This is a genomic window from Chitinophaga pinensis DSM 2588, from assembly GCF_000024005.1.
In the GTDB taxonomy this organism is placed as follows: Bacteria; Bacteroidota; Bacteroidia; order Chitinophagales; family Chitinophagaceae; genus Chitinophaga; species Chitinophaga pinensis.
The window spans coordinates 5,693,511-5,719,491 of sequence record NC_013132.1; the positions used below are offsets into that span (position 1 = coordinate 5,693,511).

Below are 25,981 nucleotides of genomic sequence, written 5' to 3' on the forward strand. Positions count from 1 at the left end.
CTTCATTGATCCTTCATTCATCAACGAAGGATCAATGAAGGATAATAAATACATAAGTCTTAGCAGATTGATAACAGAGCTGGAACTATAATTACAGCGCCTCAGGATGTAATACATCCAGTATCGGATGATCGATACCCGACAGCATCTCCATTTCCGGCTTTATTAATTCCATAATGACAATATCGTTCATTCCTTTCTTCAGCCACTCGGCAGGTACATAGATCGTCTGTTGCGGACCAACCTGCCAGTACCTTCCCAGGTGATGACCATTGATCCATACAGCGCCCTTACCCCAGTTACTCATATCCAGCCAGGTATCACCGGTTTTATCCAAGGTAAAAGTACCCTGTCTGTAGGTAGGTACATTTGCCCCTGCCTTGATCCCTTTCGCGGCTACAGCAGGCAGCTTATCGAATGGTAAACCATATTGCTGCCAGCCTTTCAGCTCCTGCCTGTCAAAAAGTACTTTTTCGGTGATGCCTTTCCGGTTGGATAAAAGATATGGGCCGAAATTAATACGTCCCAGGTTCTCTACCAGCAGGTCCAGTTTCACTTTTCCGGCGGGTAAATCCAGCGCGATACTATCCCTCTTTGATCTTCTGTCCAGTACACCTGCTCTTTTTCCATTCACCATTACCACACAATAATCGCGTAATTCCTTTAACTGTAAAAGCCCTTTCCTACCTCCCGTCAGCGTGGTACTATACATCACCCAGCCATATGCCTGACCCAGGTCTTCAAATGTACGCGGCTTGGCACTGCCAACAGGTTTTGGCAACAGATCAAAAATACGGGTTGCCGCAGGAAGGTGGATCTCGGGAATACTGATAACAGGTCTTTTCGCAGGCACCTCCGGTAAGGAAGTTCCCGCAGGCAGGTGTTTAGCGATTACATTACGGAACTGCATAAACTTCTCTGTTGCGTTACCTGCTTCGTCGAGCGGTGCATCATAGTCATAACTGCTGATCTGTGGTTCATATGGATCGGCGTCATTGGCATTGGCGCCGTTCATAAAACCACGCGTCGTACCGCCATGGAACATGTACATATTAATAGAAATTCCTGCGGCCAGTACGCTATCCAGTTTACCCAGGTATTGCCGGTATGGAACGGTATGATGTTTTGTGCCCCACCAGTCGAACCAGGCGGGATACCATTCAGCAATATAATAAGGCCCTTTTCCGCTATGATTTTCATTGATCAGTTGTTTTACCTGTAAGGGATCATCGACCCCATTAATAGCGGGTAATAAGCCGGGTAAATGGCCATTTTTGATAGCCGCCTTCGGGTCACAGGTATATAGCAGTCCGTCGAAGCCTGCTTCGACAAACATTTTCCGGTTAATATCGAGATAATCTTTATCATCGGAATAAGACCCGTATTCATTTTCTATCTGCACCATCAGGATATTGCCGCCGTGGGTGACCAGTAATGGAGATAACTGTTTACCCACCGCCATAATATAGTTCCTGTAGGCTTCAAGATATTGCGGCTCTTTACTGCGTACTTTCAGCCCTTTTATCTCCTGCAGCCAGTAAGGATAGCCTCCGAATTCCCATTCTGCGCAAACGTAAGGGCTGGGTCTTAGTACAACCCATAAATCTTCCTCTTTCGCCATTTTTACAAAAGCCGCGATATCATTATTCCCCGAGAAATCATATTGCCCTTTTTCAGGTTCGTGTACATTCCAGAATACGTAGGTGCCTATTGTATTTAACCCCATCGCTTTGGCCATCTTCATCCGGTCCCGCCAGCATTCTCTGGGTACACGGGGATAGTGAATTTCCCCGGAAATCATCTGCAAAGGTTTTCCATCCAGCAGAAAAGCTGTATCACCAAGGGTAAAAGTATGCTGTTGCTGTGCGATGGAAAACAAGTAGGAAAAAACAATGAGTAATGTAATAAAGCCAGTCTTTTTCATGCCGGTTCTTTTAGAGTTTGATACTGCCTGTCACTGTAACTACGGCACGTGCAGGAATGATGATCTTGTTTTGTACCGGTACAGGTTGCAGATTACCGGCATCGGAAGTAACATAGGTACGCAGCCGGCTGATCTTTCCTTTTTTAGTACTTGCGTCCATTTGTATTTCCTGTTGTGAAGGGTTTACGATAACGAGGCAAACGCTATTGTCTGTGTTCTTATAGGCAGATATCAGCAGGCTGCTATCTCTATCCAGCCCGGCTTTAATACGCTGTGCACCCGGACGGATAAAGCGACTGAAATTGCCCATCGCCCACAGCATTTTGCTGTCGTGATAATCGCCGTCCGTTTTGTGTTTATCGATGTATATCAGCCCGTCTTTATAATCATATGGAGAGATGGCCAGCCAGTATTGCCACGCTTTTGCATTGGCAATAACCAGGTCACGATGTATGACCGTCGCCAGGTATAAGGCCGCATCCATGCCATAATCTCTTTTGCTGCCATTGATCTCGCCGGCATTGTCACCCAGGATGCAATACTCCGATTGCCAGAAACCCAACCCGGGTACCGCTCCTACCGCTTTCGCCAGTGCTTCTCTTGTACTCACCGCCACTTGTGCCGGAGAGGTCGTGAAATAACTATGTCCTGCAATGTTGCGGCTGATATTGGAAAGGTCGCCTACATAATATGGAGAGGAGGGATCAAAGAATGCTGAGACCTGTTTACCTTTGGCCGGTTTATCCGCAGTACTGAACAGATAGTCCAGTTTACCCGCTTCCCCGATTAATATTTTTGTATTGATCTTCCTCGCTGTCAGTACCTTGCTGAGACTTTTCGCCACGCCGCTGATCTGCTCATTATCGTAGGGACAACCTTCCTGGTTGCCATCACTCCAGTCCCATTGCGGTTCGTTGACCGGACTGATAAAATCGAAACGTACACCTGTCGTTTTATAGATACCATTGACCGCATCGGCGACATATGCCGCCATTGCATCATACTTATCTGCAGTAATATTGCTGAGACCTTTATGAGCGAATGCTTTTCCGTTGGTAGTCAGCCGTACCGGCGGACTATTCAGGAATCCCAGGAACCGGTATACCTTTCTTTTCCTGGCGGCTTCCAGGAACCATTGCTGGCCGGACTGATGCTGCCACTCACTGGCTCGTCTCCATTCATCGCGGATATCGCTGCTATCTCCCTGTTCTGTGCTTCCGGCGCCAATATTATAACGCCACATGGACAACCCGATACCCCGGGGAGTGCCGGATGAAGTAGTATCCATACTGAAAAGCCAGTCCGCCATTGCGTTCTTCTTCTGCTCCGGCCAGTTGCCGACAAACTGTACAGACCATGCATCAGATGCGCTGAAGTTGTCTATTGTCTGATATGTCGTACCGGGGTCGATGCTGACATGAACTGCGGTGGTCTGAGCCACCGCAGTTTTCATGAAAGTAATGACCATCAACACCGGCATAAAAATTCTGTTCATGCTAATATCCGGTGGTTTGTTCCAGCTTGTTATTGGTAGCCAGGATTTCTGTTCTTGGAATTGGTAACCAGTAATTCTTTTCAGCGAAGAGGCGTCCGCTCAGGGCTTCTTTTCTTGTATATACTGTTTTACCATTTGCGATAGTAATATCTACACCATAGGCAGGCACATTTTCTGTCTGCATGGCTATTTTCCAGCGACGTACGTCGTAGAAACGATGCTCTTCGAAGGCCAGTTCTACCTGACGTTCTCTTCTGATTACATCACGCATCTGTGACTGGGAAATACCTGCTGCCAGCACGGGTTGTTTTACACTTTCACGCTGCCTGATCTGATTGATAGCGGCATAGACTGTTGCATCCGGCCCTACTGCTTCGTTCTGTGCTTCTGCATAATTCAGCAGTACTTCTGCATAGCGGAGATAGATCCAGGGTTGCAGCCCAGCCACTTCCCACGGGTTGTCGATCGGATTGTTATCATCCATGAATTTACGCAGATAGTAACCTGTTTTGGTGCTATTCCAGTTGGAAGGACCATCTTTACTATCCTTTCCACCAGGTGTATATCCCTGAATGGTAGAGCCTCTGTAGCTGGCGCCATTGTAAAGGATACTGGCGTAAAAGCGGGCATCCCTGTTGGCATACGGATTAGCCGCATCGTATCCGGAAGTAGCATCCGTGATTGGCTTACCGCTTTTCATCTCATAGGCATCCACCAGGTTTTGCAGCGGTGAATTACCTGCCCAGCCGTTGTAACCATTAGGACCATTTGCGATTTCCATACACACGTGACGTGCACCGATCGCATACTGACGACAAAAAATGATCTCATTGTTGTTCACGTTGAGGAACAATTTAGCGTAATCCGGTGCGATTGAATATTGCATAAGGTCCATTACTGCTTTAGCAGCAGCTGCTGCCGCTTCCCAGGTGCCTGTATTATATAACGGACTTGCCGCATACAATAACAAACGTGCTTTCAAAGCCAGTGCGGCGCCTCTTGTAGCACGACCCAGCTGCCATTTATCATCGTTGGCAGCAGGCAGGTATTGTACCGCAGAATCCAGTTCGGCTACTGCATAGTCAATGCCTTCTTTTATGGATGACCTGGTATAATTGGCTTCTGCCATATTATCACTCAGATTATATACTTTATCTCCCACCAGTACGACCTTACCGTAGTTCCTGATCAGGTCATGATAACGGAAAGCGCGTATAAAATGCAGTTCCCCTCTCAGTTTGTTTCTCAGTCCTTCACTCATCTGCACCTGCATAATGTTATTCAGTCCGTAGTTACACTCGCGGATACTCCGGTAACTTCTTCCCCAGATGGTGCCGGCAATACCTGTATTCTCCGGCGCCAGCAGACCACGCTGCATCAGCCAGGTATTATCATCATTGTTATAGATCGCCTCGTCACTGGCAGAACACCACATGGCGTATTCAAAACCTCTGCCAAAACCCGGGTTCGTACCCTCTCCTTCCTTATCCTGGAGCTTGATGCTCATATACCGGTTGATCACATAATCATTGAATAGAGACGAGTCAGATAAGATCGTTACATCAGCCACCCTGTCGGTCGGAACCACATCCAGATAATCTTTTTTACAGGAGGCGAAGGTTGCGCCGGCAAGCGCTATAATGGAATAAAAAATGTGCTTAGTTTTCATCGATGGAATTTTTACGGATTAAAATTTAACGTTCACGCCTGCATTCACGATACGCTGCTGTGGATAGAATTGTCCGCTGCCGCTACTACCTTCCGGATCATAGTCTTTCACTTTGGTAATGGTGAACAGGTTAAATGCATTGGCATAGATCCGCACGCCAGCCAGTCTCAGTCTGGAGAGCAAATTAGCATTCAGGTTATAGCCCAGTTCCACGTTTTTCAAACGGAGGAAAGAAGCATTATTCAGCCAGAAATTATTCTGATATAAACCACCATTGACAGAAGAAGAAGCTCTTTCATCTACTCTTGGATAGGAGCCGTTTGGATTGCCTGGACTCCAGCGATTGTCCGCCCAGCTGCTATAGAAGTTACCAATAGTACCCGACTCCGGTAATACGTACTGACTTACGTGCGTCTGTCCGGAAAATACGATAGACAGGTCGATGCCTTTATAATCAGCGCCCATTACGATACCGTAGGTAATCTCAGGAATGTTGCCATATTTTGTCCTGGTCGCATCATCTGCATTGATCTTACCGTCCTGGTTATAATCTTCATATATCAGATCACCCGGTTTAGCGCCGGTCAGGTGCGGATGTTTATTCAGGTCATCTTCTGTTCTGAAAATACCGATGGCATTGTACAGCAGATAAGTATTCAGCGGTCTGCCGGTAATACGCTGGTAAGCCAGGGTGCCAGGCGCTTCATCCAGGAAGATGATTTCACTCTTGGCGTAAGTAATGTTACCACCGATATTATAATGAATACCATTATTGGTTTTGTTATTATAGCCCAGGGTAGCTTCAATACCCTTGCTGTTCACTTTACCGAGATTCTCGGAAGGTACCAGCGGCTGACCGCCATTCGGGTTCACAATACCAGACAGCTGCGGGATTGACGCATTTCTCATGGCGAGAATGTCGGAACGTTTCTGCTGGAAGTAGATAAACTCCAGGTTGAAATGGTTCAACACCTGTGCATTGAAACCTACATCCAGTTTTTTCGCTGTTTCCCAGGTAATATTAGGATTTCCCAGTTTGATCAGGTCTATACCCGGCTGAATAGCACTACCGATCACATACTGGTTGTTGAAGGAGTAGTTATCATAATACTGGAACAGGCCCACGTTATCATTACCCAGGGTGCCATAGGAACCTCTCAGTTTCAGGTCATTGATAAAGCCTACTGATTTGAACCATTCTTCCTGTGATACGCGCCATCCGGCCGATATGGAAGGGAAGAAACCGTACTGATTCCCTTTAGGGAAGGTGGAGGAACCATCGATACGGGCCTGTGCTTCCAGCAGGTACTTCTCTTCGTAGTTATAAGCGATACGGCCGAAGTAACTTTTCCTGGTGAAATTATAGCTGTTACCGGAGTTGTTCTTATCAGTAGCGGCTGCACCACCCTGAGAAAGCTCCGGCGTTGCAGAAGTCGGGAAATTCATTCTGTATGCGCCCATGCTATCCTGTGCAGTTTTGCTTTGCTCATAAGCGATGAAGGCGTTTACATCATGTTTACCGAATTTCCTGGCGTAGTTCAGTTTAATATTTGAAACAATCAGAGAGCGGTTCAGCTGTCCCTGTGATAAAGTTGCGGCTCCCGCGGCGCCACCTACAATCGTCTTGTTATAAGTATTGGCAGTTTTATCATACAGGTAAACAGCGTAAGGTTTGCTGAATGATTTGGCAAAGCTCCAGGATTTATCCACGGAGAAGAAACCATCCAGGGATAGACCATCCACACCTGGTATGGCGTAGCTACCTTTCAGGATACCATTGAACACCTGTGTCGGATTACGATTGGTACCACCGATGTCTGTTACCTGTAATACCGGGTTATTATTTTCGATACCGGAAGTAGGGAGGCCATTCGGGTAACGGGCAGCTACGGTCGGATAAGCACGGTAGATCGAACGGAAAATGTCTCCGGCGCCTGTTTGAGGATAAAGGCGGTCTTCCTGACGACCGGAGAGATAAATACCTACTTTCAGTCGTTTGGTAACATCGGCATCGATATTAGACCGGAAGTTATACTGATGATAGTCGGTCACCCCTTCCCTGTAAATGCCATCCTGTTTGATCATACCGAGAGAAGCGTAATATCTTACGTTGTCGGTGCCGCCGCTTACTGACAGGTTATGCTGGTTCTGCAGCGCGACACTTTTCAGTGCCTCTTTCTGCCAGTCTGTATTAGGGTAATTCAGGGGATCGGAACCATCCCTGAATTTCTGGATTTCTGCGGCAGAATAGAGCTGGTTCATACCGCCTGCAGGACTACCATAATAACGGATCTCATTAGTGATCTCTGCATAGGTGGCTGCATCTGCCATTTTAGGCAGTCTGGTCGGAGAAGAAAAACCCTGGTTAAAACTGTAGCTGATGGCAGGCTTACCGGTTTTACCCCGTTTGGTGGTCACGAGGATCACCCCGTTTGCTGCACGGCTACCATATACAGCTGCGGAAGCGTCTTTCAGTACGCTGATGCTTTCGATATCATTCGGATCCAGTCGATCCAGTCCGCCGATCTGTCCCGGCACACCATCTACCACGATCAGGACGTCGTTGCTACCCGGAGTAGCCAGACCACGTATGGTGATATTAGAACCGTCATAGCCCGGTTCACCGGAGCGGTTGTTGGTGATCACTCCGGAGAAACGACCGGCCAGTGCATTGGATACGTTTGGCTGCGGACTTTTGATAATATCGGACCCCTTAACCACAGAAATAGACCCTGTCAGGGTTGCTTTTTTCTGGGTACCGTATCCAACGACTACCACTTCATTTACATTCTGAGAACTGGTAACAAGGGAGACATTAACAGCGGCTCCGCCTTTTACAATAATTTCCTGTGGAGAATAGCCCATGTGATTGAAGACCAGGGTATCGCCCGGTGCTGCTGTCAGGGTGAAACGCCCCTGTTCATTTGTCAGTGCTCCCTGGTTTGTCCCCTTTACCCGCACACTTACGCCGGGTAAAGCGTCTTTCCCTTCAGTCACCCTTCCTGCCACACTGGTCTTCTGTGCCTGCAATACAGGGATATGGGACAGGGAAAAAAGGAGGATAAGGAGCCATTGCTGTAGTGAAACAGACGTCACTACCCTAGATAAGCATTTTTTCATAACGTACTTTCCTTTAAAATTGACAGATAGTTGGTTATACTATGTTTACGTGGTATTTGTATGCCTAAATTAGGGGGATAAAAGTGACTCATTGAGGGGGTAAATCACTTAAAAAAGGGGGTATATTCATATTTTACCCCCCATTAATTGTCTGTTCTGACAATGTTCAGGTCTTCATTAAAGGAGTGCCGGTATTTCTTTACATATTCGGACGGATTCATCCCGAACAATTTGAAAAACTGCTCCCGGAAGTACTTGATATCGCCTATTCCGACCTGGAAAGCGGCCTGATTGACGGTATAGTTCTCCCGTAGCATTAAAACGGCTGCTTTCCGCAAACGGATAGACCGGATAAAGGCATTAATGGTTTGTCCGGAGATGGATTTTACCTTCTTATACAGACTGGAGTGGCTCATACCGATAGCCTGTGTGAAGGTTTTAATGGTGAAATCTTCATTTCCAAGGTTGTCTTCTACGATCTCGATGCACTTCTTTAGAAAGTCCTGGTATTCGGCGGGTACTTTCAGATCCGTTCGCTTCAGGGTGATCCGGTCAAGAAAATATTCTCTGAGGAGGTTCCTGTTTCTGATGATGGTCTGCACTTTTACCAGTAAGAGGTCGTTGTCAAAAGGTTTGGTAATATAATCGTCTGCCCCGCCTTCAATACCTTCCAGTCGGGACGCAGGAGAAGACGCGGCTGTCAGGAGAATAACCGGAATATGGCAGAGTGCTTCTGTTTCCTTTATTTTCCGGCAGAGGGCGAGCCCGTCCATACCATCCATCTGTACATCACTGATCACCAGATCAGGCATATATTTTTCGATAGCGGCAAATCCGTCTGCCCCGTTTTCGGCCTCGTATACAATATATTTATCTGAGAACAGCTGGTGGAGGTAGCCCCTTATTTCCGCATTATCGTCAATCAGCAGCATTGATCTCTTTTCTGTGATCAATTCCTCAGATACAGCTGTTTTTGCCGGCTTGCTATAGACTTCTTCCATTAATTCATCCAGTATAGCTGATTTCTTCACCGGCTCTTCCATCAGTTGAGACGGCTCAAAATGGGCGGCGCCTGTCTGCAGGTAGATAGAAAAAGCCGTTCCCTGATGGAGGGTACTTTTAAACGTAACGCTGCCCCGATGGTTCTCTATGAACTGCCTGACAAGATACAGACCGATTCCGAATCCGGACTGTTTACTGTCTCCCTGCTGGAATTTATCGAAGATCCTGCTCTGCAGATGTTCAGGTATACCTGAACCAGAATCTGTTACGGTGATCGTCACTTCCAGATCGGTACATATTACGGTACAACTTATTTTTCCCCCATCTGGTGTAAACTTAAAAGCATTGGAGAGCAGGTTAAAAAGTGCGATCTCTATCTGTTCGTAGTTGGCGTAAATGTCAGCAGTCTCATTCGCAGTAATAAATTCATAGGCAATATGACGTGTTTCTGCCTGCTGGGTGAAACAGAGGAAGACCTCATTACAGAGTGCGATAATATCAAGGCGGGCGACTTTCAGTTCTTCGTCATTACCGGCTTTGCGGAACAGCAGCAACTGATCGACAAGACTCAGCAAACGCCGGGCATTTCTATATACAACACCCAGGTTTTCATTGTCTTTCAGTTCTTTCAGCGGATTGATGATCAGCGTCAGCGGTGTTCTGAATTCATGGGAGACATTGGTAAAGAAAGAGAGTTTCTTTTCATTGATCTCTTTTTCTTTTTCGCTCTCCAGGTGCGCCAGTTTGATTTCATATTTCAGTCTTTCCTGTCGGGACTTGTATTGAATATATGCATAGATCAGCATGGAGACCAATATCAGGTAAGCCATATAGGCCCAGGGGGTTCTGTACCAGGGGGGCAATACGATTACTTTTAGTAATTGCAATTCCTGGCCCCATTTACCATCCGCGTTGGTCACCCGTACCTTAAATATATAGCGTCCCTCCTGCAAACGGGTATAATTCGCCGTCCTGGCTTCCCCGCCATCGTTCCAGTTCTTATCCCAGCCTTCCAGGAGATAGGTGTAACTTATCTTATCAGGGGAAGTATATTCCAGTGAGACGAAATCCAGGGAGATAGCGGCTTTATTATAAGGAATGGTGACTTCTTCTATATTATCCTGCGAACGGGCGGAAATGAGGTCCGTTTGCTGTTCTACTGAGTTATTATTAATGCGGATACCCGTCAGGAATACCGGGGCAAAACTACTGCGTTCATAGATACTATCCGGATGAAAAATATTGAAGCCTTTGATCCCCCCAAAAAGGAATTCGCCTGACTGTAACTTCAGGGCGGCGTTATAGGCAAACTGGTTGCTTTGCAATCCGTCAGAACGGGAAAAGTTACGCACAGTGTGTTGTACAGGATCAAATTTTGCCAATCCGTTGAAGGTACTTAACCAGAGAAAGCCTTTATCATCTTCCAGCAGGCGCAGGATGGTATTACTGGGCAAACCGTTGGCCTCTGTAAAACGGGTAAATTTCCCGGTGGTACGGTCTACCAACAGCAATCCGCCACCTTCTGTACCAACCCATAGTTGTCCTTTTTTATCTTCATGGATGACACGTACCGTATTACCGATGGAGAAGATCTGATGCTGCCGGTGATCCCGGTCGATTTTTATGAGGGAAGAATAGTTACCACCCCACATATTACCATGATGGTCTTCTGCAAGACACTGGATATTGACCAGTGTTTTATCAAAGAGTTCGAAGTTATTTTTCTCCCGGTTAAAAAGATATAGGGTACCATTGTTGGTAGTGCTGGCCCAGAGTTGGTTTCCGGCGTCCTTATAAATGCCCCAGACATTATTTTCCTCCGACTTTGTAACGGGATTGAAGCAGGAGAAATGTTCAAACGCATCCCGCTGGCGATTGTACCTGTTCAGTGCTCCGAACCAGGTAGCGATCCAGAGATCGCCTTGTGCGTCCTGCACCATACTGGTTATGAAATTACTGCTGATAGCACCCGGAGCGGAAGGACTGTATTTATATATCTTAAAGGTATTTTTTTCACGATCCCAGTATTTCAGGCCGCCACCATCTGTTCCCACCCATACGCCTTTATGCCCATCTTCGCAGAAGGACAGGATGAAATTGTCTACAGTACCTGTAAATGCGTATTGCTCAAACAGTCGCTTACGCGCATCAATGATATTAATCCCTCCTCTCAAAGTACCGATCCATTTACGACCGTCCCTGTCTTCACAGATGGAATAGACGGCATTACTGTTCAGGGTCTGGCTACTATGCGTTGCTTTACCATCTCTGGCAATAAAAATACCGTGTCCATCAGAGCCTGCCCACATAGCGCCTTGCTGATCAGCACAGAGATTGACTATTTTACTGTTTTCTTCAAGATAGTTAGCAGAGAATACGCCATTACTATAGCTGAATAACCCCTGGTCTGTGCCTATCCAGAGCATCCCGTTTTTATCAGATTTCAGGCAATTGGCCTGTGTCATTATACGGCTGATTACTGTAATCTTTGCGGTACTGCAGTCATAGCGGCAAAGCCCTATATGTTGTACAAATATGTATGCGGCGCTTTTATCAGGTGTGAAGTCAATAGCGGTAACTTCGTAACTGGTACTGTTTTCAAGAGGGATCTGTCTGCCCGTACCGGGCAGGCGGTTGAATTGCAGGAGGCCATTATTTTCAGAGCCTACAAGCACAAGTCCGTCGTTACCCGCTTTGATGATATGGATGTTCCCCTGTACAGGTTTTCCGTTGGCAAATGTTGCTGCGGAAAAATGTTCATTTACCGGGTTAAACACACTAATGCCTTTCCTGCCACCGATCCATAAGCGGTGCTCAGTATCTCCATCAATTGTATAAATACCGTTATCTATGAGAGACGTGGAATCTCCTATCCTGTTTCTGTAGATCTTGAATTTGTATCCATCATAACGATTCAGCCCATCATAGGTGCCAATCCACATGAAACCTTTGGAATCCTGGTAAACGTTTAATACAGCGTTGTTGGATAGGCCATTCTCTATATTGAGATTCTTCAGTGGCTCACCGGCAGCGAACAGGGTGTTCATTGCAAGGCATAGCCATAACATCATTGTCCACCGCATTGTACTGTATCATTTGTGCGTCAAAATAAGATTTTTTCCTTAGAAAAAACTTCTTCCACGACTAAATAAAACAGCTACCAGCGGACAGACGTCATATTACGCCACAATAAGTGTCTTATATACGTTTATGGTTTAACACCTTGTTGAGGAAGCTGGCGCCGATCGGATCTGCAAATACACGATCAACGAGCAATGTTGCACCATAAGGCGTAACGTGGTGTTCATCGAACATGTAAGGCACATTCTGATCAGAGACCACAGGAACAGAATCCTTATTATAAACGTCGATATAAAGAGAGGAGAAATTCTTCTTCAGGAACTGATCCATCTGTTCCGATTGCGGCGTACGGAACTTAGCGGTCAGCGGCATATTCAGTTCGCTTTCCCAGGCAGCTATGTATGGATAACTCATGGTATAGGTTTCCGTCTGCCCTATCAGCATGACATTGAAATGGTACTTATCGAGGAACTGTAATGTTTTCTGCAGGTCTTTCAGCAAGGCCGGACTGTTATTGACTTCATTGACCCAGTTGGCCGTCAATATCACGCCGTCTATTTCTGCTGCATGTTTTTCAATATACTCGTTGTATATGTAATTGATGACGTCATCACAATGGCCCGGTACATTACTTTTCATGACAGGGACACAGCTGCTGCCTGTAGCCTGACTCAAAAGAATACCGCGGTTACGCAGACTGGCAGACAAAGGTCCCCAAAGCTGTGCAGCATGGCTATCGCCAATGAGCAATACGTTTTTGACGGAGTCTTTCAGACACAGGCAGTGTTCCCTGTCAAATTTCTTATCTGTGCCGATCATAATAAAGCAGGTATCCTGTCTGAACATCTGACTTTTTTCCATTTCATGCGCCTGTTCATAGGCAGACAGTTGTTTACTCTTTTCTGTGAACAGAAAGGCATTCGCGTTACTCAGCATCAATACCAGCACAACGGCAGACATCGCAGATACGGCTACCAGGATCTTCTTATTGCTCTCATATTTAAGCGCTTCAATGAACTTATAAGACAGCAATGCCAGTACAATAGCGATGGCGATAAAAGCCAGCAGGGAGGTTTTATTCCTGGTAATACCAAAATAAGTGGCCATTACCACGACCGGCCAATGCCACAGATAAAGCGAATAGGATATCTTTCCAAAGAACTGTACAACACCCAGTTTGATCAGTTTCAAATCATTCCAGTTCGCAATGATGACCATGAATGTACCAACTACCGGTAATAAGGTATAAACACCCGGCCAGGTCGTACCTCTTTTGATGAACAGGATAGAAAAAAAGATAATACCGTATCCGGCCAGTGCAAGCCCGATTTGTTTCCTGCGGTCACTCACACGTCCTTCCAGGTAAAATGCTACGCCCCCCGCCATCATTTCCCATGCACGGGATGGCAGGAGGTAGAAAGAGGCGGTTGCATCCATTTTAGTAAACAGAAAAGAGCCAAGTGCCAACACGAGTGTCAGACCCGTGAAGATGCTGAAGTTTCTTTTTTTATCACTAATTGTCTTATTGAACCATCTCAGGAAGATGGGGTATAAAAGGTAAAACTGCCATTCTACTGACAGGGACCAGGTATGTAAAAAGATATTGGTATCTGATGCGGGCGCAAAGTAACTTGAGTTCCTCCAATAGACAATATTCGACACAAACAGGAGGCTACTGAGTCCATTCTTCGATGTTACATGGTAATCAACGGGGAAGGTAACAAAAAAGTTAACGAGCATTAATACGCCCACCAGCACCAGTAAAGCGGGCACGATTCGCTTTAATCGCTTTCCATAGAAATCCACCAGGGAAAAGGTATTATTATCAAGACCGCCTGCAATAATACGGGTCATCAGATAACCTGAAATAACGAAGAAAACGTCTACTCCGGAAAAACCTCCTTCGAAACGCGTTACTCCGAAATGAAAAAGCATTACTGACAAAACTGCAATAGCACGCAGTGCATTGATATCGTACCTAAATTTCATATAAAACATGCAGCATACAGTCCTGAAAAATACCCGCAAATAGCAGAACCGGTGCCTTTTTGATTGTTAATCACACTATTAAGCTGACAAATATATGTAATATAAAATATTTACCCAATCCATATAGGCCGGAACACTCATAAAGTTGTCGATCCGTCCGTCCTGCTCCCTCCTGATGCCCTCCGAAGTATTACTTATCTTTAAGACAAACCCATATTTACATGAACAACGGAGCAATAAAAAAGGAGGAAATCAAACAGGAGGTGTTTGACCTGTATGACGACTATGCCCATAACAGGGTGAACAGGCGCGAATTCATGGAAAAGTTGTCTGTCTATGCAGTAGGCAGCATCACCTTACCGGCACTGATGAGTTTTCTGATGCCGGATTACGTCCACGCTATACAGGTGAAGGCGGACGATCCACGGCTGAAATCGGAATATATCCATTACAATTCTGATAAGGGCGGCGGAGATATCAAGGCGTTATTATCCCAACCAGCGGAGGCCAAGGGGAAACTCGGCGGTATCATCGTGGTGCATGAGAACCGGGGGTTGAACCCGCATATAGAAGACGTAGCCAGAAGAGCGGCACTGGCAGGGTTTATCTCCGTTGCTCCGGATGCATTGACCCCACTGGGTGGTTATCCGGGTACGGATGATCAGGGCAGAGAACTGCAGAGTAAGCGGAACAGAGATGAAATGCTGGAGGATTTTATAGCAGCGTATACCTATCTCAAAAATCACAAGGACTGTAATGGAAAGATTGGGGTAGTCGGATTCTGTTTCGGGGGATGGATCGCCAATATGATGGCCGTACGAATACCGGAATTAGCGGCTGCTGTACCGTTCTACGGCGGACAACCACCAGCGGAACTGGTACCGCTGATCAAAGCACCGCTCTTACTGCATTATGGCGAACTGGACACCCGTGTCAATGAGGGTTGGCCGGCATATGAAGCGGCGCTGAAGGCAAACCATAAGGAATATACCGCATTTATCTATCCGGGCGTGAACCATGGATTTCATAATGATACGACGCCCCGTTATGATAAGGCAGCAGCGGAACTGGCCTGGAAACGGACGATTGACTTTTTCAGAGAGAAACTTAGCTGATCGTATTGTAGCGATAAGCGAAGGGCTGTCCGCTATTCGCGGTACAGCCCTTCCTGGTTTTAGTATAGCGATATAAAAGCGATCAGAAAGGATGATGGCGCATACCACCATCTACCACAGCGACCGTACCCGTGATATACTTCGCACGGGGAGAAACCAGGAATGTCGCCATATTGGCCATATCCTGAGGTTCACCAAAATCACCCAAAGGGATTTCCTGTGATGCAAATTGCTGCCGGGCATCTCCCCGGAAAAAAGGGCGGATATTTTCTGTATCGATCAATCCGGGCTGCAGACAATTTACCCGGATACCATATGGTCCCAGCTGGGCCGCCAGTTGTTTAGACCAGACCACCAGGGCTGCTTTGGCAACGGCTGAGGCATTGACACTACGCAGTTCATAGGTACTGGCGATATTGAGAATAGCCCCTTGTCTGCGTTCCATCAATTGCGGCAATAGTGCCTGTGTCAGCTGACGATGATGTCCGAAATCGAGCGTCAGGGAAGCATTCCAGGCATCCTCCTCCCCGATTACATCCAGCGGACGGCTGCGGCCCGCATTATTCACCAGGATATCAACATGTCCCAAGGTAGCCAGGACAGCATCTGCAATCGCCTGTGGCCCTCCGGGAGCAACAAAATCCTGTACAAAAGTGATGGGGGGAATACCGCCAGCGGCAGCTATTTCTTCTTTCAGATTATCCAGTAACGATGCATTTCTTGCGGTAGCAAATACCTTCACGCCTTCTATAGACAATTCCTTCACGATAGCGCGGCCAATACCCTGACTGGCCCCGGTCACCACTGCTGTTTTTCCTTTTAAATACAGATCCATGATTCCGTTTTTTGATTTGACGGATCAAATGTAAAATGGCGCGGGAGAATAATGATAGGCGACAATCAATTGTAGGAGACAAACAAAAATGTTAGGCGGACATGATAAATAACAAAAAAGCGAAGGCGGGCGCCTTCGCTTTCAGAGATTCCGTTGCTATCGTAAACAATCTACAGTGATTTGATACCACCGTCGATCGTGAGTTCAGCCCCGAGCATAAAAGAGGCTTCGTCGGAAGCCAGGAAAAGCGCACCTGCGGCAATTTCTTCCGGTTTACCGATCCTTTTTACAGCTGTCATAGCAGCCATACCGGACTTCATCATGTCTATTTCTGCCTGTGAAGATGCTACCTGTTCAAATACCGTGGTATCAACAGGACCAGGCGTCAGTACATTGACACGGATACCTCTGTCTACCAGTTCGGCGGCAAAGCTTCTGCCTAAAGAGCGGATAGCTGCTTTGGTCGCAGAATAGGAAGCGTGATTGGGTACACCTATCTCATTGGCGATGGAGGATAATAATATAACTGAGGCGCCGTCATTCAGGTAATTCAGAGATTTCTGAACAGTGAAAAATGTTCCCTTGAAATTGATATTACTTTGTTTGTCAAACATTTCCTCTGTAAAAGCCGCCAGCGGTGCGAGTACATATACAGCTGCATTAACGACGAGGATATCTATTTTACCCACTTTTTCACCGATGGTTTTGTACAAGCTATCGAGGTCTGACAGACTGGAAGAATCCGCCTGTATACCCAGTGCGTCGTTGCCTATTTCAGCTACTGCCTTGTTAAGCACCGTTTCCCGACGGCCGGTGATGATTACTTTTGCGCCTTCTGCAACAAATAATTTAGCTATTGCCAGTCCTATTCCTGCGCTACCACCGGTTACCAGTGCCACTTTGTTGTTTAATTTCTTAGCCATGTTTTTTTGTTTTATTTACATGACAAAGGTGGCATTCCGGCGACTGCCAAAAAACAAACCAGTTGACAAAATCAGCGTAAACTAGTTTACCTTTTTGCCTGCTTATTCCTGATACGAGACAGGAACTGCCGGGTCATCCCCAGATAGGAGGCCAAAGCATAAAGCGGCACCCTGGCGGCGATAGAGGGATACGCCTGCTGAAACTGAAGGTATCTTTCTTCTGCGGAAAGGGTCAGGTTTGTAATAATTCGCCGTTGCAGGAAAGCAAGGCTTCTCTCATATTGCATTCGGAAAAAAGCCTCATATAAAGGATTGACTTGTCTCATTTCCGCTTCTTTTTCGTGAGATATCTGCAACAGCCGGCTATCCTCCAGCGCCACCACATACATGGTAGCAGGTTGCTGGTAGACGAAGCTGTTTACATCGGTGATCCACCACTCCTCAATAGCCAGGGAGATCGTATGATCATTCCCTTCCTTATCCAATACGAAGGCCCGCACGGCGCCTTCCAGCACGAAGATCTTATAACGGGCTGTAAATCCGGGTTGCACGATATACTGGCCTTTTTTTACCCTTACTTCCTCAAAATAACCGGCAAAGATGGTGGCATCCTCTTCCGCCGTTGCTATACGTTTTAAAAAATAAGCCCTGAGCGTCTCCGTTGCACTGATGTTTTGCATGTACCTTATTTAACGACTGTCCCCAAAGGTAATCACTAACCATTTAACAATGTTAAGTGCCATTACTGGCAATTTGCTTGCATATGTAACCGGGGATAACTATCTTCCACGCTTTACCTTTAGCATGCATATGACCGAAACAGCTACCACGACAGCGCCAACAGGACAGGCCGCGTTACTACAGACCAGACAACATTTTGAGATACTCGACGGACTAAGAGGCGTTGCCGCCGTGTTCGTCGTGTTCTTCCACTTTATGGAGGTGATCTTTACAGATGCCACAAAGAATTTTGCCGGACATGGATTCCTGGCGGTTGATTTCTTCTTTTGTCTGAGCGGATTTGTCATTGCATATGCTTATGACAACCGTATTGAAAAAATGGGGACTATGGAGTTCTTCAAATCAAGGATCATCCGCCTGCATCCACTAGTGGTATTGGGTACGGTACTCGGCTTGCTGGCCTTCCTCTTTAATCCGTTCGCGCCGGTACCGGAGACGTATACTTTTGGGAGAATTGCACTGATTGTGCTGGCTTCCATGCTCATGATCCCTTTGCCGGTAATGGGTGAAACGTATTTCAATTTATTCGGACTGAACGCGCCTTCCTGGTCACTTTTCTGGGAGTATATCGCTAATATTATTTATGGCACCATTCTGTGGAGATTTTCTAAGAAAGTGCTCCTGGGATTAGCTGTCGTTGCAGCAATATGGCTGATCTATACAGCATATAAAGCCGGCAATCTTTTAGGCGGATGGTCCGGCGGCACTTTTCCGGATGGCGGCGCCCGTCTCAGTTACTCTTTCCTGGCTGGCCTACTGGTATACCGTTACAATTTCATTATCAAAAATAAACTGGGTTTTCCGGGTATGGCAATACTGCTGTTGCTGGCGTTGCTGACACCCTGCACAAAAGAACCCTGGCTGATAGAACTGGCCCTGGTGATGGTGTATTTCCCTTTACTGGTGGCATTGGGCGCAGGTGCGCAGGTGAGCAACAAGGCAATACACAGCGTATGTGATTTTGCCGGAAAGATCTCCTATCCGCTTTATATGACGCACTATATGGTGATCTGGATATTTGCCGCCTATTATAACCAATATAAGCCTGCGCCGTCGCAGCTGGCATGGGTCGTAGGTATCGGCGTCGTTTCACTGATCGGATTTGCATATCTGGCAATGGTACTGTACGATATTCCGATACGTAAGTATCTGACAGAGAGAAGGAAGTTAAACAGGCAGGGCTAATTAAATAATTAGCCCTATCTTCATATTTCAAATATTCTTTACTTGAAATGAACCGTAAGATTAACATCCTACCCCTGATGACATTGTTGTGCAGCCTGCCTTTTGCAAAAGTCAGTGCACAGCAGAAAGCCCAGACACCAGCAGCCGGTCAGGCTGACATTAACTCCATCAGAAGCGAATTTAAGCGCATTAACGGGCTGACATTACGCAATGAGAAGTTTACCTATGAAGCAGCCGGCTGTACGGACGATGGTGCTGTGCAATATTTCTTCAATGGAAAAGAGATCGTAAAGATCATTGAAACCGGTGCGATCGGAGATGGCAGCTGGACCAAGGAATATTACTACCAGTCAGGCAAATTTATCTTCAGCTATGAAGTGGCCGTAGGTAGTTCTGCCGATGGACAGGACTCCAAGATCGAGCATCGTCTTTATGTGAAAGATGGTAAGATCCTCCGTTATCTGGAAGATCAGAAAGAGATCAAACCTGACAGTGAAGCAGAACGCGGCGTGCGTGTCGCGGAGAAAATACGCAATGCGTACACCACGAAAGAGTTTGCAAAAGCACTGTGCGAATAGCTTAGCGGATCCAGGAGGCGATGGCTTCCATAAAAAGCGTCTGCTGATCGATAAAAGCCGCATGGGAGCAATCATCCAGGTACCAGACATGATCACTACCCAACTGGGATTTTAAACGTTCCAGCTGTGCCGGAGAAAAGAGACCATCGTCCTTACCGTAGAAAGCGAAGATATTGATATGCTTGTTTTTGAGCAGCTCAAATTTAGGCGAGATATCGAGGGTGGTATATTTTTCATTCCGCCAGAATCCTCTGCCGGCAACACTGCTGGTATCTGCGCGTAAGTGCATCAGTATGGAATCCGACTTTATTATTTCATTCAGGGAGACAGATAGTTCATTTGGATGCGGGGTAGCAAAGAATGCATTCTTTGTGGCAAATGAAAAGCAATTGGCCCTGAATTCAAGTGAGCTTCTGTCCATTGATGCAACTGTACTTAATCGTCTTAAACCGGCCGTATCGCTGTTCTCCCGGAAAATAAGTCCGGACTTCTCCAGAATGGCGGCGTAAGTATCCTGTAAAGAAAGCAAAGAACTGACTAATACCAGGGAAGATACTTTATCACTGAACTTGTCCGCAAATTGTGTGGCTACTAATCCTCCGAAACTATATCCTATCAGCGTCGCCTTTTTAAGCGCAAAACGTTTATAAACAGCATTCAGATCGTCGAAGGTCTGACGAAAAGTATATTTGGCCTTCGGATCAGCAGAACGTCCTTCTCCCCTTCTGTCATACACCACGACAAAATACCCCATAGCGGAGATTTTCTCTGCGGTGGTGATTTCAAAAGAACCGGCATTACTGCCTGGTCCTCCATGCAAAAAGATCAGTGGTTTATCCTTTGGATCACCAAAGGTTTTGATATAGGAAGGCTGTGCGTGTGTAAAATTGACAAAAAACAGTACCAGAAAGGACAGCGTCACTAAAAAACGTTTCATCTAAAGCTCTATTGTACGGGCTAAGTTATTCCAAAATGTCCTTTTCTCCTCACTATTTTTTTGTATGGTTAATATCGGGCAAAGAGATGCCCAGTAAGCCTGTTTTATACCTGATACGTACGGTGTCGGACTCCTTTAATGCGGTATTGTAAACATATTGCTGCAGCACCTTCTCGTCGGTATGCTCTTTTGAAGCGATGTCAGAAAGAAATATGGCCGATTGCGCCCTGGTGGTATCCCGCAGGAAGTGCACCACATATGTTCTTTCAGAGGCGCCATGGGTATACAGTCCGTTGATGAACAGCACCGGTGCAATAAACACATCCCGGATACAAAAAACCAGCATCGTCACGGTGATTGACTTGGGCAAAAATCCGCCCAGTACAATACGGACCCACCGACGCCTGATAATGTTAATATTGTGCCTGAACCTCCACCATAAAGCGACACACTGATACAGGAAGTTCCCGATAAATACGACCAGAAGCGCAGGTAATCCGTATTCGCTTTTAAAAGCACGTATGCTGGCACGGGTGTAGTCCTGCTGGAGCGCCGGTAGCACAAACTGTGATAACACCAACAAAAAGCAGACGAATAGTATGCTGAAACTATATTTTTTAAAAAAATGGATGATTTTTTTCATGAGGTATCGTTTGGCAGGCTACCCTAAAATAGGATTTAAAAATGGCAATTCCCCGGCTGGCGGGCTTTTATGAGTAGCGAGACTCAATCCACCCCTATTACTTAAAGATCGGCCTGTAGCGGATAAAGATAGCAATGTCATCCACTACCAAGACAACTTTTAAAAAAATATTTTTGAGAAAACAAATGGTTGCATATATATTTGCAACCAACTGGTTTCTTAAAATCCAAGGCGAAAATGAGACGCGATATATTCCAGGCCATTGCAGACCCGACAAGACGGGCTATTATAGCGCTGTTAGCGTTACAGGCCATGACTCCGAACGGCATTGCAGAGCACTTTGATTCGACCCGCCAGGCCATATCAAAGCATCTGCGTATTCTGACAGAATGTGAACTTGTTAAACAGGAACACCAGGGTAGAGAGATTTACTATCACCTTGAAATTCAGAAGATGAAAGAGATAGACAAATGGCTCGAACAATTCCGTAAGCTCTGGGAGATACGATTTGATCAACTTGACAATGTATTATCCAACCTCAAAAAAAATAAGAAATGAGTAAAGCAATTCTTTTTGATTTTGTGGTAGACAAGGAAAACAACAGGATCAAAGTAGACCGGTCATTTGATGCCCCGCTGGATCTGGTATGGACCGCCTGGACGGATGCTGAGATCCTTGACCAGTGGTGGGCGCCCAAGCCCTACCGTGCTGAAACAAAATCGATGGATTTCCGTGAAGGTGGCAGATGGCATTATGCCATGGTAGGCCCTGAGGGCGATAAACAATGGTGCCTGTTTGATTACGAAACCATTCAACCCGAGCAAAGCTATTCAGGTATCGATGCATTCTGCGATGAAAACGGCATATTGAATCCGGATCAGCCCCGTATGCGCTGGAATAACCGCTTTAATGAGCGACCGGATAATACGACTGTCGTGAATATAGAGGTACGCTTTAATCAGCTGTCCGACCTGGAAACCATCCTTCAGATGGGCTTCAAGGAAGGCTTCTCCATGGGACTGGAAAACCTGGATGCCTATATCAGTGCCCAGTTTTACCTGAGAAAACAAAAGAAACCGGGCAACAAAGCCAGGGTCTCCTTTTACCTTAATTTTCCTGGTAATACGGAAGAAGCGCTTTTTTTCTATAAATCCGTTTTTAAGACGGACTTCGTGAATGGCATACAGCGCTTTGGCGATATACCCGCTGACGCAGGAAATCCTCCGATAGCAGAACCAATAAAGAAAATGGTCTTACATGCGGAATTGCCTTTAATAGGCGGCGCCATCCTGATGGCGACGGATGCCCCGAAAGAAATGGGCTTCAACCTGACACAAGGCAACAATATGCATATTAACCTGGAACCTGAAAGCAGAGAAGAAGCGCTACGGATCTTTGAGGCACTGTCAGAAGGTGGCGAAATCACCATGCCGCTGCAGGACATGTTCTGGGGTGCTTACTACGGTAGTTTTAAGGATAAATACGGCATCAACTGGATGGTCAACTACCAGCAGGCCAACTAATTTATTCAACATATATCACGCCATTCCAAAGCCACTGTTCTCAGTGGCTTTCTTTTTTCCTACATTCGCAGTCTTCAAATATCTTACGCATGACATTGCCTAAAAAATTGTTACCCATTGCCTTAATAGCGGCCCTGATCGGAGGAATGACACCCCGGAGTCAGGCACAAAAACTGATAAAAGACCTGTATGTCGATAAAGAATGGTCGGCAGATTACCAGCCGTTCCGCATTGCAGGAAATCTCTACTATATCGGTACATATGACCTGGGTATGTTCCTTATCACAACACCTAAAGGGCATATCCTGATCAATACAGGAGTAGCCGGTTCTGATACACTGATCAAAGCGCACATGAAGACGCTGGGGTTCAAATTTAAAGATATCCGCATCCTGCTGACCACACACGCGCACTACGATCATGTTGGGGCCATGGCAGCCGTTAAACAACAGACACATGCCAAAATGATGGTCAACGAGAAAGATGCCGCTTTACTGGCAGATGGCGGCAATTCTGATTATGTCATGGGAGGCAAAGGCAGTATGTTCTTACCCGTCAAAGCAGACAGGCTGCTACACGACGGCGACAGCATACAACTTGGCGGCATGAAGATCGTAATGCGGCAGCATCCGGGTCATACGCCCGGCGCTAACAGTTTCCTGTTTGATGTAAAAGACGCTGTACGTACTTACAAGGTATTGATCGCCAACATTCCTTCTATACTGAATGATACGAAACTAAGCGGCATGCCTTTGTACCCGGAAGTAGGTAAAGATTATGCGTATACGCTGAAGGCTATGAAAGCACTGAAATTTGACCTGTGGCTGGCCCCTCATGCCGGTCAGTATGAACTGCATAAAAAACACCAACCGGGGGATGCCTATAATCCCGCCGCTTTTAGTGACCGTGCCGGATATGACGACGTGCTGGATGAATGGCAGCAGATATATGATAAACGAGTAAAAGAAGAATAAACGAATAATGCCTGGCAGTGGTACTGTCAGGCATTATTCGTTTATATAGTTTCTGGAGCTAAAGATATAGTGGCCTTCCGAAAAAAGCTAATCACGAAAAGAGCAGACAAAGACTTATTGATCGAAATCCGCGCTGACGGAAATATCCTTCAGTTGCTCCAGCTCCTCTTTCATAGTGCTCAGTTTTCTGGCGGCCCTGACATAAGCATCCCTTCCCAGGAAAAGATGTAGCGGCGGCGCTGGTTGTCCGACCAATGCGATCAGTATAGCAGCAGCCCGATCGGGATCACCGGCCTGTTGTCCATCCATCGCCAGGTACTGTTGTTGTGTTCTTTTTACCAGTTCATATCCTGCTATACCCGAAGCGATCTTTGAAAGCGAGTCAGGCGTCAGGAAGCCTGTGCGGAATCCCGAGGGTGCTACGACTGTTACCTTTATTCCAAATTCGCTGACTTCTTTGGCCAATACTTCCGAGAATGCAGCAATGGCTGCTTTCGTGGCGGAATAGATAGCCCATCCGGGCGCACCTACAAAACCTGCCACGGAACCAATATTTATAATATGCCCCGATTGCTGGGTACGCATTACCGGCAGTATACGTTTCACAACTGCTATACCGGCCAATACATTCACCGCAAAGAGCTGACTGATCTCTTCCGCAGTTGTCTCTTCTACTGTGCCGGTCATGCCATAACCGGCATTATTCACCAGCACATCGATCCTGCCAAAGGCGGCCAGTGTCCGTTCTACGGAGTCGTCTATACAGTCTGCATTATTCAGATCGACCACCAGCGGCAGAAACCGTTCATTATCTATGAGGCCCACGGCCTTACTCATTTTATGTGCATCGCGGGAGGTGGCTGCTACCCTGTAACCATTGGCAAGCAATGCTTTTACAAGGGTCAGTCCCAGTCCCTGGGAAGCTCCCGTCACATACCATACTTTTGAATTGTTCATCTTACTATGTTTTACAATTACACTCAACAGCTACTGACAACAACCCATCCATGCAGTATTTCCTTTCCGGGCATATGATTATCTGTCCGGGTACTCCCGGCAAAACCTACTTACCGTAAATATGACAGATGATCATTGTGCACCCGGTTCCACACCAAGATTCTTTTCCCGGGGCGCTGAAGCCTGTTGCAGCACTCCGCGACTATTATTTTCTACCTCCGAAATACGCTGTTGTTTCTTCCAGCAGCGATTGCATCAATCCGGCGGCTTTTCTATGTTTTAATAACGGGGCAATCTGACCACCCCAGAAATAGATCATGTCCCACTGTTCCTTTTCAAGCGCCGCTTTACGTAGAGATGACAGGAAGGTAGTCTGTAAAGGAAAGGGCAGAAAGTTCTTTGTATCGGGCGCCAGCGTTGAAGTAATCCTGTTGGCGATTCCCCGGCCCAACCTACCGGTAAAGGCGCGGGTCAATGTGGTTTGTCGGGCTGCATCAGAGAACAGCATTTCCCTGTGTAAAGGCGTCGCATTTGATTCCTCACAGGCCAGGAAGGCCGTACCTATCTGCACCGCATCTGCTCCCAGTGTCAGTGCCGCAGCAATTCCCTTTCCATTGGCAATGCCTCCTGCCGCGATCACCGGGGTCTTTACCTTTTCTCTGATCAGTTGCACCAGGACGAAAGTACCGGTTGTAGAAGCTTCTGCAGATTGGAGGAAGGAAGGACGGTGTCCACCAGACTCAAACCCGGAAGCCACGATCAGATCTACGCCTGCTGCTTCCAACGCGATCGCTTCATCCGGTGTGGTAGCGGCGCCGATTGTGACAATACCGGCCTTACGACATTGTTCCAGTATATCTGCGGATGGAATACCAAACATAAAGCTGAATACCGGTGGTTTCCGGTCCAGGATCACGGCTACCTGGTCTTCAAACCGTGAGCGGAATGGTCCTGGCTTCTCAGGTAATGCAATACCCAGTTGATCGAAATAAGGCCGGAAGACGTCCTGCGTGTGTCTAAACTGTTCGTCTGTAACCGTGCCATCAACCGCATCTGTATCATTCACCCACAGATTGATATTATACGGTTTATCAGTGGCGTTTCTGATCTGCTCATCCAGGGCTGCGATCTCCTGCGGACTCATAGAATAGGCTCCAAAGCCGCCTAATCCGCCTGCATTTGACACTGTAGCCACCAATTCCACCGAGGACAGATTACCGCCAAAAGGCCCCTGTAAAACAGGATACGTAATGCCTAATAATTCCGATGCTTTTGTCTGATACCACATAG

General features: G+C 46.6%; 19 protein-coding genes. 6 read left to right on the forward strand and 13 right to left on the reverse strand.

The features are described from left to right. Window positions 1-91: 91 nt before the first annotated feature. The 6 genes from CPIN_RS22590 to CPIN_RS36930 form a co-directional block, all read right to left on the reverse strand. A complete protein-coding gene (locus CPIN_RS22590; RefSeq protein ID WP_012792166.1) occupies window positions 92-1,924 on the reverse strand; it encodes a glycoside hydrolase family 35 protein in 1,833 nt (610 codons plus the stop codon). 10 nt (window positions 1,925-1,934) lie between these two features. Next, window positions 1,935-3,419, reverse strand: coding sequence for a glycoside hydrolase (locus CPIN_RS22595; RefSeq protein WP_012792167.1), 1,485 nt, complete (start codon window positions 3,417-3,419; stop codon window positions 1,935-1,937). A 1-nt stretch (window position 3,420) separates the two neighbouring features. Continuing rightward, the gene (locus CPIN_RS22600) at window positions 3,421-5,088 is read right to left on the reverse strand and encodes a RagB/SusD family nutrient uptake outer membrane protein (protein WP_012792168.1); all 1,668 of its coding nucleotides are present in this window, start codon (window positions 5,086-5,088) and stop codon (window positions 3,421-3,423) included. A gap of 18 nt (window positions 5,089-5,106) precedes the next feature. Next, a complete protein-coding gene (locus CPIN_RS22605; protein WP_012792169.1) occupies window positions 5,107-8,208 on the reverse strand; it encodes a SusC/RagA family TonB-linked outer membrane protein in 3,102 nt (1,033 codons plus the stop codon). Between the two features lie 143 nt (window positions 8,209-8,351). Next, the gene (locus tag CPIN_RS22610; RefSeq protein ID WP_245552028.1) at window positions 8,352-12,257 is read right to left on the reverse strand and encodes a hybrid sensor histidine kinase/response regulator transcription factor; all 3,906 of its coding nucleotides are present in this window, start codon (window positions 12,255-12,257) and stop codon (window positions 8,352-8,354) included. A gap of 151 nt (window positions 12,258-12,408) precedes the next feature. Beyond that, window positions 12,409-14,280 (reverse strand): acyltransferase family protein, encoded by a 1,872-nt coding sequence (locus CPIN_RS36930; protein ID WP_187294679.1) that lies wholly within the window; start codon window positions 14,278-14,280, stop codon window positions 12,409-12,411. A gap of 221 nt (window positions 14,281-14,501) precedes the next feature. Between CPIN_RS36930 and CPIN_RS22620 the strand changes: the two genes are divergently transcribed. After that, window positions 14,502-15,395: a dienelactone hydrolase family protein gene (locus CPIN_RS22620; protein WP_012792172.1), complete on the forward strand. Its 894-nt coding sequence runs from the start codon at window positions 14,502-14,504 to the stop codon at window positions 15,393-15,395. A gap of 82 nt (window positions 15,396-15,477) precedes the next feature. Here CPIN_RS22620 and CPIN_RS22625 read toward each other — a convergent pair whose 3' ends face one another. The 3 genes from CPIN_RS22625 to CPIN_RS22635 all read right to left on the reverse strand — a co-directional run bounded on the left by CPIN_RS22625 (window position 15,478) and on the right by CPIN_RS22635 (window position 17,833). After that, entirely contained in the window at window positions 15,478-16,230 is a 753-nt protein-coding gene (locus tag CPIN_RS22625) for an SDR family NAD(P)-dependent oxidoreductase (protein WP_012792173.1), read from the reverse strand. 170 nt (window positions 16,231-16,400) lie between these two features. Continuing rightward, window positions 16,401-17,153, reverse strand: coding sequence for an SDR family oxidoreductase (locus CPIN_RS22630; RefSeq protein ID WP_012792174.1), 753 nt, complete (start codon window positions 17,151-17,153; stop codon window positions 16,401-16,403). 86 nt (window positions 17,154-17,239) lie between these two features. Further along, window positions 17,240-17,833: a Crp/Fnr family transcriptional regulator gene (locus CPIN_RS22635; protein ID WP_012792175.1), complete on the reverse strand. Its 594-nt coding sequence runs from the start codon at window positions 17,831-17,833 to the stop codon at window positions 17,240-17,242. A 49-nt stretch (window positions 17,834-17,882) separates the two neighbouring features. On the opposite strand from CPIN_RS22635, the gene CPIN_RS22640 reads away from it, so the two are divergent. Together CPIN_RS22640 and CPIN_RS22645 are read left to right on the forward strand one after the other, a co-directional pair. Continuing rightward, window positions 17,883-19,079 carry an acyltransferase family protein gene (locus CPIN_RS22640; RefSeq protein WP_012792176.1) on the forward strand — a complete coding sequence of 399 codons (1,197 nt, stop codon included), beginning with the start codon at window positions 17,883-17,885 and terminating at the stop codon, window positions 19,077-19,079. A gap of 47 nt (window positions 19,080-19,126) precedes the next feature. Then, complete coding sequence (locus CPIN_RS22645; RefSeq protein WP_012792177.1) at window positions 19,127-19,657, forward strand: hypothetical protein; 531 nt, start codon at window positions 19,127-19,129, stop codon at window positions 19,655-19,657. 1 nt (window position 19,658) lies between these two features. Here CPIN_RS22645 and CPIN_RS22650 read toward each other — a convergent pair whose 3' ends face one another. Together CPIN_RS22650 and CPIN_RS22655 are read right to left on the reverse strand one after the other, a co-directional pair. Further along, window positions 19,659-20,594, reverse strand: a complete 936-nt coding sequence (locus CPIN_RS22650; protein WP_012792178.1) for an alpha/beta fold hydrolase — start codon at window positions 20,592-20,594, stop codon at window positions 19,659-19,661. Window positions 20,595-20,646: 52 nt separating this feature from the next. Continuing rightward, a complete protein-coding gene (locus CPIN_RS22655) occupies window positions 20,647-21,237 on the reverse strand; it encodes a hypothetical protein (RefSeq protein WP_012792179.1) in 591 nt (196 codons plus the stop codon). A 237-nt stretch (window positions 21,238-21,474) separates the two neighbouring features. Here CPIN_RS22655 and CPIN_RS22660 point away from each other — a divergent pair, with 237 nt between their 5' ends. From CPIN_RS22660 to bla, 3 genes are all read left to right on the forward strand, one after another. Then, window positions 21,475-21,795: an ArsR/SmtB family transcription factor gene (locus CPIN_RS22660; RefSeq protein WP_012792180.1), complete on the forward strand. Its 321-nt coding sequence runs from the start codon at window positions 21,475-21,477 to the stop codon at window positions 21,793-21,795. Further along, a complete protein-coding gene (locus tag CPIN_RS39405; protein WP_012792181.1) occupies window positions 21,792-22,760 on the forward strand; it encodes an SRPBCC domain-containing protein in 969 nt (322 codons plus the stop codon). Before CPIN_RS22660 ends, CPIN_RS39405 begins: the two co-directional genes overlap by 4 nt. An 89-nt stretch (window positions 22,761-22,849) precedes the next feature. Continuing rightward, window positions 22,850-23,734: a subclass B3 metallo-beta-lactamase gene (bla, locus tag CPIN_RS22670; RefSeq protein ID WP_012792182.1), complete on the forward strand. Its 885-nt coding sequence runs from the start codon at window positions 22,850-22,852 to the stop codon at window positions 23,732-23,734. Window positions 23,735-23,848: 114 nt separating this feature from the next. Here the strand turns inward: bla and CPIN_RS22675 are convergent, their stop codons facing one another. Both CPIN_RS22675 and CPIN_RS22680 read right to left on the reverse strand, forming a co-directional pair. Continuing rightward, on the reverse strand, window positions 23,849-24,691 hold the full coding sequence (locus CPIN_RS22675) for an SDR family NAD(P)-dependent oxidoreductase (protein WP_012792183.1): 843 nt from the start codon (window positions 24,689-24,691) through the stop codon (window positions 23,849-23,851). A 205-nt stretch (window positions 24,692-24,896) separates the two neighbouring features. After that, window positions 24,897-25,979 carry an NAD(P)H-dependent flavin oxidoreductase gene (locus tag CPIN_RS22680; RefSeq protein ID WP_012792184.1) on the reverse strand — a complete coding sequence of 361 codons (1,083 nt, stop codon included), beginning with the start codon at window positions 25,977-25,979 and terminating at the stop codon, window positions 24,897-24,899. Window positions 25,980-25,981 lie beyond the last annotated feature (2 nt).

Coding starts and splice junctions, on each gene's coding strand:
- CPIN_RS22590 (WP_012792166.1), bottom strand. CDS start 1,924: ATGAAAAAGACTGGCTTTATTACATTACTCATTGTTTTTTCCTACTTG.
- CPIN_RS22595 (WP_012792167.1), bottom strand. CDS start 3,419: ATGAACAGAATTTTTATGCCGGTGTTGATGGTCATTACTTTCATGAAA.
- CPIN_RS22600 (WP_012792168.1), bottom strand. CDS start 5,088: ATGAAAACTAAGCACATTTTTTATTCCATTATAGCGCTTGCCGGCGCA.
- CPIN_RS22605 (WP_012792169.1), bottom strand. CDS start 8,208: ATGAAAAAATGCTTATCTAGGGTAGTGACGTCTGTTTCACTACAGCAA.
- CPIN_RS22610 (WP_245552028.1), bottom strand. CDS start 12,257: ATGAACACCCTGTTCGCTGCCGGTGAGCCACTGAAGAATCTCAATATA.
- CPIN_RS36930 (WP_187294679.1), bottom strand. CDS start 14,280: ATGAAATTTAGGTACGATATCAATGCACTGCGTGCTATTGCAGTTTTG.
- CPIN_RS22620 (WP_012792172.1), top strand. CDS start 14,502: ATGAACAACGGAGCAATAAAAAAGGAGGAAATCAAACAGGAGGTGTTT.
- CPIN_RS22625 (WP_012792173.1), bottom strand. CDS start 16,230: ATGGATCTGTATTTAAAAGGAAAAACAGCAGTGGTGACCGGGGCCAGT.
- CPIN_RS22630 (WP_012792174.1), bottom strand. CDS start 17,153: ATGGCTAAGAAATTAAACAACAAAGTGGCACTGGTAACCGGTGGTAGC.
- CPIN_RS22635 (WP_012792175.1), bottom strand. CDS start 17,833: ATGCAAAACATCAGTGCAACGGAGACGCTCAGGGCTTATTTTTTAAAA.
- CPIN_RS22640 (WP_012792176.1), top strand. CDS start 17,883: ATGTTAAGTGCCATTACTGGCAATTTGCTTGCATATGTAACCGGGGAT.
- CPIN_RS22645 (WP_012792177.1), top strand. CDS start 19,127: ATGAACCGTAAGATTAACATCCTACCCCTGATGACATTGTTGTGCAGC.
- CPIN_RS22650 (WP_012792178.1), bottom strand. CDS start 20,594: ATGAAACGTTTTTTAGTGACGCTGTCCTTTCTGGTACTGTTTTTTGTC.
- CPIN_RS22655 (WP_012792179.1), bottom strand. CDS start 21,237: ATGAAAAAAATCATCCATTTTTTTAAAAAATATAGTTTCAGCATACTA.
- CPIN_RS22660 (WP_012792180.1), top strand. CDS start 21,475: ATGAGACGCGATATATTCCAGGCCATTGCAGACCCGACAAGACGGGCT.
- CPIN_RS39405 (WP_012792181.1), top strand. CDS start 21,792: ATGAGTAAAGCAATTCTTTTTGATTTTGTGGTAGACAAGGAAAACAAC.
- bla (WP_012792182.1), top strand. CDS start 22,850: ATGACATTGCCTAAAAAATTGTTACCCATTGCCTTAATAGCGGCCCTG.
- CPIN_RS22675 (WP_012792183.1), bottom strand. CDS start 24,691: ATGAACAATTCAAAAGTATGGTATGTGACGGGAGCTTCCCAGGGACTG.
- CPIN_RS22680 (WP_012792184.1), bottom strand. CDS start 25,979: ATGTGGTATCAGACAAAAGCATCGGAATTATTAGGCATTACGTATCCT.